The sequence below is a fragment of the Hyphomicrobium sp. genome (assembly GCF_041674905.1).
Lineage (GTDB): Bacteria > Pseudomonadota > Alphaproteobacteria > Rhizobiales > Hyphomicrobiaceae > Hyphomicrobium_B.
The window spans coordinates 94,959-101,799 of the sequence record NZ_JBAYUV010000009.1; the positions used below are offsets into that span (position 1 = coordinate 94,959).

Annotated in this window: 9 protein-coding genes; 4 read left to right on the forward strand and 5 right to left on the reverse strand. The window is 61.5% G+C overall.

What is annotated here, in order from left to right; translation table 11 throughout:
• The 5 genes from argC to queD all read right to left on the reverse strand — a co-directional run bounded on the left by argC (position 1) and on the right by queD (position 3,430).
• A complete protein-coding gene (argC, locus tag WC026_RS06020) occupies positions 1–951 on the reverse strand; it encodes an N-acetyl-gamma-glutamyl-phosphate reductase (RefSeq protein WP_372709928.1) in 951 nt (316 codons plus the stop codon).
• Between the two features lies 1 nt (position 952).
• Positions 953–1,708, reverse strand: coding sequence for a TerC family protein (locus WC026_RS06025; protein ID WP_372709929.1), 756 nt, complete (start codon positions 1,706–1,708; stop codon positions 953–955).
• A 164-nt stretch (positions 1,709–1,872) separates the two neighbouring features.
• Entirely contained in the window at positions 1,873–2,352 is a 480-nt protein-coding gene (gene rpsI / locus WC026_RS06030; RefSeq protein ID WP_372709930.1) for a 30S ribosomal protein S9, read from the reverse strand.
• 4 nt (positions 2,353–2,356) lie between these two features.
• Positions 2,357–2,818: a 50S ribosomal protein L13 gene (gene rplM / locus WC026_RS06035; RefSeq protein ID WP_372709931.1), complete on the reverse strand. Its 462-nt coding sequence runs from the start codon at positions 2,816–2,818 to the stop codon at positions 2,357–2,359.
• A gap of 222 nt (positions 2,819–3,040) precedes the next feature.
• Positions 3,041–3,430, reverse strand: a complete 390-nt coding sequence (gene queD / locus WC026_RS06040) for a 6-carboxytetrahydropterin synthase QueD (protein WP_372709932.1) — start codon at positions 3,428–3,430, stop codon at positions 3,041–3,043.
• Between the two features lie 463 nt (positions 3,431–3,893).
• On the opposite strand from queD, the gene WC026_RS06045 reads away from it, so the two are divergent.
• The 4 genes from WC026_RS06045 (at position 3,894) to WC026_RS06060 (ending at position 6,686) form a co-directional block, all read left to right on the forward strand.
• Positions 3,894–4,487 (forward strand): hypothetical protein, encoded by a 594-nt coding sequence (locus WC026_RS06045; RefSeq protein WP_372709933.1) that lies wholly within the window; start codon positions 3,894–3,896, stop codon positions 4,485–4,487.
• Between the two features lie 54 nt (positions 4,488–4,541).
• Positions 4,542–5,357, forward strand: a complete 816-nt coding sequence (locus WC026_RS06050; protein ID WP_372709934.1) for an enoyl-CoA hydratase — start codon at positions 4,542–4,544, stop codon at positions 5,355–5,357.
• 48 nt (positions 5,358–5,405) lie between these two features.
• Positions 5,406–5,843 carry a CoA-binding protein gene (locus WC026_RS06055; protein WP_372709935.1) on the forward strand — a complete coding sequence of 146 codons (438 nt, stop codon included), beginning with the start codon at positions 5,406–5,408 and terminating at the stop codon, positions 5,841–5,843.
• Between the two features lie 201 nt (positions 5,844–6,044).
• Positions 6,045–6,686 carry a GTP cyclohydrolase II gene (locus WC026_RS06060; protein WP_372709936.1) on the forward strand — a complete coding sequence of 214 codons (642 nt, stop codon included), beginning with the start codon at positions 6,045–6,047 and terminating at the stop codon, positions 6,684–6,686.
• Positions 6,687–6,841 lie beyond the last annotated feature (155 nt).

Genomic DNA, 6,841 nt, shown 5'->3' on the forward strand with positions numbered 1-6,841 from the left:
TCAGCCGAGGCCGAGCATCAGCTTGATGTTCTGGACGGCGGCGCCGGCCGCGCCCTTGCCGAGGTTGTCGAGGCGGGCGACGAGCACGGCCTGATTCAAGGCCGCTTTGCCGAAGACATATAATTCAAGCTTGTCGGTGTTGTTCAACGCTTCCGATTCGAGACGCGCGATGTGTGCCGACGGCTCGTCAATGACGCGCACGAGGTCGCTGCCGCGATACCGCTCGGCGAGCACGCGCTCGAGATCGCGCAGGCGCGGCTTGCCGGGAAGCGTGTCGAGGTGTAGCGGAACCGAGACCAGCATGCCCTTGTGATAGTTGCCGACGCTCGGAACGAAAATCGGCCGCCGTTCCAGACCGGCGTATTTCTGCAGCTCGGCGACGTGCTTGTGCTCGAGGCCGAGACCATAAAGTTCGAACGACGGGGCTTTTCCGGCCTCGTAGGCTTCGATCATGCTGCGGCCGCCGCCCGAATAGCCCGAGACGGCGTTGACGGTGATGGGGTAGTCGGCGGGAATGATGCCGGCATCGATCAGCGGCCGGAGCAAAGCGATGGCGCCTGTCGGATAACAGCCCGGATTGGAGACGCGGGTCGCGCCGCGAATGGCATCGGCCTGGTCCGGCGCCATTTCGGCGAAGCCATAGACCCAGCCGGGGGCGACGCGGTGAGCGGTCGACGCGTCGATGATTTTGGGCGCATCCGTTCCAAGGGTGTCGGCCAGGGCCACGGCTTCTTTCGCGGCGTCATCGGGCAAACAGAGAACGGCGAGGTCTACGCCGCGCATCATGTCGGCGCGCGCCGTCTTATCCTTCCGACGCTCGGGATCGATGCTCTTGACGCTGATCGCCGGGATGCCGGCGAGCCGCTCGCGGATTTCGAGACCGGTGGTGCCGGCCTCGCCGTCGATGAAGACCGTCGCGGTCTTCGCTTTTTGAGCCACCTGTGTCGTCATCTCAGCCGCCAATTCCAAGCCTGTGCTTGATGCCCTGCCATATCGTCTCCGAGCAGCCGACGCCATACTGCGCGCAAACGATGCGGTGGCTGTCACGGTAGATCATGTCGAGCGCGACATAGAGGATGATCAGCAGGCCGACCCAGGCGATCCATGGATAGCGCGCCAGAAGCTTGGCGATGTACGTCGATGCGACGGCCATCAGGATGATCGCAATGGCAAGGCCGATGACGAGGACGAGCGTCGATTCACCGGCGGCACCGGCGACGGCCAGCACGTTGTCGAGCGACATCGAGAGGTCGGCGAGGATGATCGTCCAGAGCGCCGACCAGAAGGTTGTTTCGTTCGGGTGGGACTCGGTCGAGGCGAGGTTTTTCTCGACTTCGTGGATCGAGTGCGTGTCGGCTTCGACGATCTGTTTATACATCTTCCAGCTGACGAACAGCAGCAGGATGCCGCCCGCCAACGTCAGTCCGATCACCTGCAGCATCTGCTGGGCGATGCTCGAAAAGATGATGCGAAGGACAACGGCGCCTGCGATGCCCCAGAAGATGACTTTTGCTCGCATCGATGGCTGGACGCGCGATGCCGCCATGCCGACGACGATGGCGTTGTCGCCAGCGAGCGTCAGGTCGATCATCAGAATGTTGAACAGTGGAACGCTGTGGGTCCGCCACCACTCGGGCGACGTGAGATAGCCGATGTCCAATACGAGCGTTGAAAACAGCTCGTGAAGGCCGTTCAGCAGCCAATCCATTTCTTTCTCCGAATAACCGGCTGCGCGTCGTTACGGCCGTGGGGCAGGACTAGGGCGGTATTTGGCATCGCGTCGTCGTGTCGACAACCCTTTGGCGGCCACAAACACAAACAAAAACAGCCCGCCGAGGGGCGGGCTGTTTGGCATTTCGTGCTGTTCCCGGCTTAGCGCTTCGAGAACTGGAACGACTTGCGAGCCTTGACCCGGCCATACTTCTTGCGCTCGACGACGCGGCTGTCGCGCGTCAGGAAGCCCTGCTTCTTCAGGACACCGCGAAGCTCGGGCTCGTAATAGGTCAGAGCCTTCGAGATGCCGTGGCGGACGGCGCCGGCCTGGCCCGAGAGACCGCCGCCTGCAACTGAAATACGAATGTCGTACTGCGTCGCGCGGTTGGCGAGGTTGAGCGGCTGCTGCAACAACATCTGCAGAACCGGGCGGGCGAAGTACGCCTTGAAGTCTTTCTTGTTGACGGTGATGAGGCCCTTGCCCGGCTTCAGCCAGACGCGTGCGACGGCATTCTTGCGCTTGCCGGTGGCATAGGCGCGGCCGAGCTTATCGAGCTTCTGTGTGCGAACGGGGGCCGCTTCAGGCGTCGGGCCTTTGACGGCCGCGAGATCAGCGAGGGTCTTGGTTTCGGTGGTCATCGTCTTAGACCCTCACATTCTTACGGTTGAGTTTCGCAACATCGAGCTTCTCGGGATTTTGCGCCGTGTGCGGATGTTCGGTGCCTTTATAGACGCGCAGATTGCGCATGATCTGGCGATGAAGCGGACCGCGCGCGAGCATACGCTCGACGGCTTTCTCGACGATGCGCTCGGGATGCTTGCTGTCAAAGATCTGGCGCGGTGTGCGCTCCTTGATGCCGCCCGGATAGCCGGTGTGCTTGTAGTAGATTTTGTCTTCGCGCTTGGCGCCGGTGAAGACGACTTTCTCGGCGTTGATGACAACGATGTTGTCGCCGCAATCGACGTGCGGCGTATAGATGGCTTTGTGCTTGCCCTTAAGGCGCGTCGCGATGAGAGCGGCGAGGCGGCCGACAACGAGCCCTTCGGCGTCGATGAGCACCCACTTTTTCTCCACCGTGGCCGGTTTGGCGACATAGGTAGACATTGGAATTCAGGCTCCTTGGCGGAATGAATGGCACGAGACGGCGACATGCGCCGCCAGCTTCAGCCTATCCGGAAAGTGCAGGTGATACTGAATCCATTAGATTATGGCAAGGTCAAACATGCATATTTTTAAAAACTCATCTTTTTCAATGCAGTAGAATTGAGGTATTGGGTTACCGTAAGGAGGTATTATAATACCTCCTTGGTGAAATCCATCGTGGCGTCATGATACTTCAACCAGATAGCGCGGGGTTTCCCAGACGCGGATCGTGGGCTTGATGCCGCCTTTGACTGCGATGCGGTCGCGGAGCCAGAGGGCCAGAATTTCGCTCGTCGGATTGTCGAGACCGGGGATGTCGTTCAGGCAGCGATGGTCGAGTTCGTCGATGACCGGCTGCACGAGGGCATCGAGCTCAGCGTAGTCGAGGACGAAGCCGCGTGCGTCCAGGCCGCCCGTCACGGAAACGTCGACGCGATAGTTGTGGCCGTGAAGACGGCGGCATTTGTGTCCCTCGTGGACCTTGGGCAGGAAATGCGCGGCTTCGAACGTATAGGTCGCCGTTATGCGGATGGTCTGTCCTGCCGTCTCGGTCGCGTCGTGGATAGCGGTCACGTCCCAGTCTCCTTTGCCGGTCGATGCGGGGGCATTGCCGTGTCGTGAAAAATCGTCGTTCCGTGGCGCGGGCTCGGCTCGCCCGGCCCTCGCGGCTTCCGGGCGTATCCGGGGCCGAACGGCAATCCCGGAATTTTCGCTCCGCAGATCGCCATTTACTCCGCCGCATCACGTCGCGCCTTAACATTTCTCGACGCCTGCGGCCTCCCGGCCGTGGCTTGGAAGCGGCCAGGCGGGCTTTTATAGCTGATCGTCGCGCGAGATTGAGAGCTTGCAGCCGGATTTCTCCGGTTGTCCGTTATCCGGTGGTCCAGCGTGACCGCTCGGGGTAAGGGAGGCCTCGCGCGCCATTTCCTTGTGGCGATTTAATCTCTCGGCCTATCGCTTTTCTTAATCTTGTCTTAGTCGCAGTATCAGTCTCCCGCCGGAATGGGTTGGGGTGGGTTCAAAGCGGAGAAAGCCGATGCTGGTCTCGATGGCCAAAACGACGGGGCGTGTTGGAGTGGTTCTGGTCGCCCTGTGGGCTGGGCTTGCGGCCGCCAACGCGCAAGAGACCCCTGCGGCGCCCGCCGCTGAAGCGCAAGATAAGGCCGCACCCAATGCTGGCGCCGCTGCTCCTCAGGATGACGTCAAGCAGGTCAAGCTGACGGATGATCAGGTGAAGCGGTTCATCGCGGCACAGGCGGATCTGGCGGCGATCGCGTCGAAGATTCAGGCCGCGGGCGACACGCCCGATCCGGCGCTGCAGACAGAACTCGAGGGCATCGCGAAGAAGCACGGGTTTGGAAATTTCTCGGAGCTTGACGACGTTGCCGCGAACATCTCAATCGTGATGGCGGGGCTGGATTCAGCCACGGGCAACTTTGTCGATCCGGTCGAAGCTCTGAAAAAAGAGCGCGACGACGTTCAGAAGGATTCGAGCATTCCCGAGGCCGACAAAAAGCAGTTGATGGATGAGTTGACGGAAGCCATCGGCACGACGCCCAAGCTCGAATACAAGGAAAACATCGAGATCGTGAAGGCGCACAAGGCCGAGATCGAGAAGGCGCTGCAGTAGGCTGCGGTCGCGTATCGGTTGCGAGGCGCAGCTTCAGGCGCTAACACTTTTGCCATGCAAGATCGTCTGTCTGATGCCGCGCCGCTCCTCCTCATCGAAGAGGTTGAACCGGGCGTTTCGCTCATCACGCTCAACCGGCCGCAGGCGCGCAATGCGCTGTCGCGCGAGCTGATCGCGGCGGTTCATCGCGAGATCGAGCGTTTGGGTCGCGATCCGAAGACTGCCGCGATCGTGATCGCGGCCAATGGCCGAGTGTTTTCGTCCGGCCACGATCTCAAGGAAATGATTGCGCATCGTTCGGACGCCGACGGCGGCCAAGCGTTCTTTCGCGAGACGATGCAGGCCTGCTCCGCCATGATGCAGGCGATCGTCGCCTGTGCGAAGCCGGTCATCGCGGCGGTCGAAGGCCGCGCCACCGCAGCCGGATGTCAGCTGGTTGCGACCTGTGATCTCGCCGTCGCGTCGGACGCGGCGGATTTTGCGACGCCCGGCGTCAACATCGGTCTTTTCTGTTCGACGCCGATGGTTGCGTTGTCGCGCAATGTTCCGCGGAAGCGCGCCATGGAAATGCTGCTGCTTGGCGAAGCTCTTACGGCGGCGGAGGCCGTGTCCTATGGCCTCGTCAACCGTGTCGCCGTGAACGGAGAGACGCGCGCGGAGGCCATCGGCATGGCCCGCAAGATCGCCGAGAAATCGAAGGCGACGGTTGCGATCGGCAAGGCAGCCTTCTACCGGCAAGCCGATATGCCGCTTGGTGACGCCTATGCGTTCGCCAGCGAGGTGATGGTGCAGAACATGATGAAGCTCGACGCCGCCGAAGGGATTTGCGCCTTCATCGAGAAGCGCGCGCCCGACTGGAAGGATGCCTGAGTTGAAGCTTTGCCGCCGCTTCGCAGTCCGCAACGCCGAGACGCTTCGATGAGTATCGACGGACTGAATGACGACGACATTCGCGCCATCCTGGAGCGCGTCAAGACGTTCGCCGTTGTCGGCGCGAGCGCCAAGCCGGAGCGGCCGAGCTACGGCGTCATGGGGTTTCTCATCAACCGGGGTTACAGCGTGCGGCCCGTCAATCCCGGCATCGCGGGCAAGGCTATTCACGAGCAAGAGGTTTACGCGAGCCTCGCCGATGTTCCGCCGCCGGTCGACGTCGTCGATATCTTTCGCGCGCCCGCCGATGCGCTGCAGGTCGTGCGGGATGCCATCGCCCTCAAGGACAAGCTCGGCGCGACCGTCATTTGGATGCAGCTTGGCGTGATCAACGAGCAGGCGGCCGCCGAAGCGCGAGCCGCAGGCTTTATGGTCGTGATGGATCGGTGTCCGAAGATCGAGCTGTCGCGACTCGCTGGAGGCTAAATTCAGGCCGGACCTTCGCCGGCTGGCCTGCGGCATCCTGACGATGTGCTTTTAATCGATGCCGTCGCCATTTATGCTGTCTAACCCATGTCTGGCAGCGGTGGCGGTTTCCCGGTAAACGGGATGACCCGGCGGCGGCTAGATTTTGCTTTCCTCCGGGCGATGGAGCATATGCTCGGGGAACCCCGGAGCTATTCAACGATGAAGTCGGGTGCCTTGACGTCCGTAAAGCTGCCAGCAGACTGGTCGGTGGAAACCATTCTTCCGATCGAATTCGAGGGGCGCGAGCTCACGCTCGAAGCCCACGCCTATCAGGGCGAAACGGACGCGGAGCAAATCGTCGTTCTCGTCCATCGCGATCCGGCAGCTGCAAACGGCGCGCCGCCAATCCCTGTCGTGCGCGTGCACTCCGGATGTGTGACCGGCGATATTTTCCATTCGCTGCGATGCGATTGCTATCAGCAACTCCAGGCGGCGCTGAAGGTCATTACCGGCGTTCCGTGCGGCGTCATCGTTTACGTGCCCTATCACGAGGGGCGCGGCATTGGGCTTTTTAAGAAGATCCAGGCCTACGCCTTGCAGGACCAGGGACTGGATACGGTCGAGGCCAACATCGAGGTCGGGGCGCCGATCGACAGCCGCGACTATAGTTTAGCGGCCCGCGTGCTCGAGGATCTCGGCATGACCGAGATCAAGCTGCTGTCGAACAATCCGGCGAAGGAACAGGCGTTGAAGGCGCACGGCATTCGTGTTGTCGAGCGGCTGCCGCTGGTCATCAAGCCGAACAAGTTCAACAAGCGCTATCTCGAAACGAAGCGCGCCCGCATGGCGCATAAACTGTAATTCCGCCGTTCGAGCCCTTTCGGGCGCGCAGTGGCCGTGGCTGGACGATCATTGGCGCGCGACGTCATTGAGCGTCCGGAGGGGTTGCGTCCGGCGCCTCGTGGCGATAGGCCGGGGTCGCAATCAATGAGAGATTTCCCGGCCGCCGAGAGCCC